We start from the raw sequence: 853 nt of genomic DNA, 5'->3' as shown, positions 1-853 counted from the left end.
GGGAGGGTTGTCGCTTCGATGGAAGTGCGACCTATCCGTTCGAGGCGAAGGACCCTTGCCCGTGCCAGCACTTCCATCCTCAATCATCGAGCCCCTGTGGTGCCAGTTCGAGATGCTCCTGCCACCGGTGGAGGACTCCCATCCGCTCGGCTGCCATCGGCCACGTGTACCGGACCGGATCGTCTTCGACAAGCTCGTCTCCCGACTCGTGCTCGGCGGGGCCTACACCAAGCACGCAGACGACAGGGTCTCGGCCACCACACTGCGCACCCGCAGAGACGAGTGGACCGCCGCCGGGGTGTTCGCCGGACTCGAGCAGGCCGTGCTGGAGGCCTTTGACTGGCTCGTCGGCCTGGACCTGGAGCATCTGAGTGTGGACGGGTGCTGCGTGAAGGCGCCCTGCGGCGGGGACAACACCGGGGCCAACCCCACGGACCGGGGCAAGTCCGGGCAGAAACGCTCCGTTCTCTGCGAGGGCCACGGCCTGCCGATCGGGGTCGTGCTCACCGGGGCCAACCGACACGACTCGCCATTGCTGCGGCCGAGCCTGGAGCGGTTGTCCCGGTTCGGATTCCACCTACCCGAGACGATCCGGGTCGACCTCGATGCCGGATACGACTCCAGCGTGACCCGGGACCTGCTCACCGAGTTGGGGTGCCACTGGAAGATCTCCCCGAAGGGCACCTACATCAAGATCAACCACACCCGCCGCTGGATGATCGAGCGCACCAACTCCTGGCACACCCGCGGCTTCGGGCTCCTTCAGGTCGTCCTGGATCGCGGCGAGAAAGCCCAACAGGCCTGGACGCACCTGGCCAACGCCATCATCGTGATCCGCCGCCTGCTCAAAGAA

1 protein-coding gene is annotated in these 853 nt (G+C 66.4%); it reads left to right on the top strand.

All coding sequences use genetic code 11. The features are described 5' to 3' along the window. Positions 1 to 61 precede the first annotated feature (61 nt). A partial coding sequence (locus ACFFIO_RS17305) for an IS5 family transposase (RefSeq protein ID WP_378043702.1) occupies positions 62 to 853 on the top strand: 792 nt, incomplete at its 3' end.

The sequence above is a fragment of the Citricoccus parietis genome (assembly GCF_042433045.1).
GTDB lineage: Bacteria > Actinomycetota > Actinomycetes > Actinomycetales > Micrococcaceae > Citricoccus > Citricoccus parietis.
This window is presented reverse-complemented; position numbering and strand designations above follow the sequence as displayed.